This window comes from Veillonella sp. KGMB01456 (assembly GCF_023051165.1).
Taxonomy (GTDB): Bacteria; Bacillota; Negativicutes; order Veillonellales; family Veillonellaceae; genus Veillonella_A.
Map to the genome: position 1 here is coordinate 1 of NZ_JALKIG010000080.1, position 2,059 is coordinate 2,059.

Annotated in this window: 1 protein-coding gene; it reads right to left on the reverse strand. The window is 37.1% G+C overall.

The window, feature by feature from the left end; all coding sequences use genetic code 11:
* Positions 1-127: 127 nt before the first annotated feature.
* On the reverse strand, positions 128-1,906 hold the full coding sequence (locus MXE28_RS11365; protein ID WP_226974702.1) for a phosphoethanolamine transferase: 1,779 nt from the start codon (positions 1,904-1,906) through the stop codon (positions 128-130).
* Positions 1,907-2,059: the final 153 nt, after the last annotated feature.

Consider the following 2,059-nt stretch of genomic DNA (forward strand, 5'->3'; position numbering starts at 1 on the left):
ATCTATCTAGGTTTACAGCACTTTTTACACACACTTTTTGTCCTATAACTCTTTAATAAGACTTCTATTCTATTATTAATCCTCTATTACTCTACATACTCTAACGCTACACACTCTACATATTCTACTAATCCACATCTTCACTGAGACTACGCTGCCCCAAGTTCGTTTTCAACATATCGCGGGTATATTTATATAACGGAGATGCTAAGCTATTGGTTTCATCATAGTGATTAGATTTTATGTTGAGAATGCCGCACACCAATTCATAGGCCAAGTCATTGGTGAAGTATTTATTTTTATTGTCCAATAAGGCTTGATACGTTTCAGGATATTTTTCAATATAATTATCTGAAAAATACGTAAACATCGGAATGCGCACGGTCCCAAAACCGCCGAAGTCCGGTGAACGTCTTTTATCCGGAATCGTGGCATGATCGGAAAAATACAGCATAGCCTGCATATTGAGCTTTTCCTTACCGTATTCCCAAATCTTTTGCAAAATATAGTCCGTATAGGCAATCGAATCAATATAATTATTAATCAAATCATATTTACCCGGTTCGCTAAATTTGGCAAAGCTTTGCGGATAGCGATTAATAAAATTGAAGTGATTTCCCTTTAAATGAACTACTACAAAGTTATTTTTAGTAGGATCAATTTCATCAAGATACTCTAAGAGCATTTCATCATACTGAACCTCATTGAGATTCTGTTTTGTCCATTTGGCAGTCCCCGATGTATTAGCCACCAAGGTTACTGGTGTATCAGCACAGCCCAAGTGCCCCTGATTGCTGTACCAATGCGTCGTATAGCCTGCTTTATGAGCAATATCAATAATGGAACACGAAGTGTAAAACTGTTTATCATTGTATTGATTAAACTCAGTTAAAGCGCGCTCCAAAGAAGATACGGTATGAGGAATACTGGAATAGCTGTTAGGGTACAAAATAAAGTGGGAATCCTGTTTTTTAGCCGACAGCCAAGGCGTTGTTTCATGCTCGTAATCCGTAAATGCCGACATATAATCACGCGATGCGGATTCACCGATGACTAAAATAATAGTGGATGGTTCCTTAAATTCAGGCACCGATGGAGTTACTTCCAAATCCTTAATGCGCTCTTTCATATTCGTCTGATACAACATCGTGGTTTCAAAGTATTCTTTAATATCAAAATATAATTCCACAATACCCGTACGAATGAAAACACCCTTGCGTTTTTTCCACAAATAAATGCCAAGAACTAGGCTAAGGCCGGCCAAAAAGATAATTTGCCATAAGGCCAGCATCACACTCGTATACTCCAAATTAGCCCAAATAAATAAGGCGTAGAGCCCTGCTACTAAGGCAAAGGTTATAATGTTAAACCCAACGGAAAACGACTTAAAATACTCAATAATCTCATTATAATGAGTTTCCTGTATCATCATCATCCCATCTTCGGTCACACAGGTCCGATACAGGTAGTAATAGACCCATTGAGCAAACGGAATCATAAAAATTAGAAACTCAACCGTTGCCAACACCGGCATGAATACATTCGGTAACAAGTTTAAAGATATTACCAATAACTTCAAACTCATCATCCAGCCGATAATGTACATGCCAAACACGGGATCAAAGTGAAAACCGAAGTCTGTTGAACTCTTACGGTATGTAATGAAATATAATAACGGATACGTCGTAATCCAGAGGAATCCCGTAAGTAAACTGGTGCTCAAATAAGGGGCTGTCAGTGGTACTTGCCCCATCATAATAGGAAGTACGGCTACAATCGCACAGGGTAAAAAACGACGCAATTGTAAAAATGTGGCCTTATTTCCCAATCCATGAGACACACTTAAATAATAAAAATAAGAAAAGAAGTATAAGCCAGGGGCTAAATATACTGAGTTTATATCCAACGTCCCTCTCCCCTTTCTATATTGTGTTGCTATCTATTAAATATTTTTTGACTGTAATTATCAATATTTATTAACGCTTGATAACCTTGTATATTTTCTTTGCTAATTGCAATATCAAATGCGACAAAATTTTAATCACGAATTTATATGTTT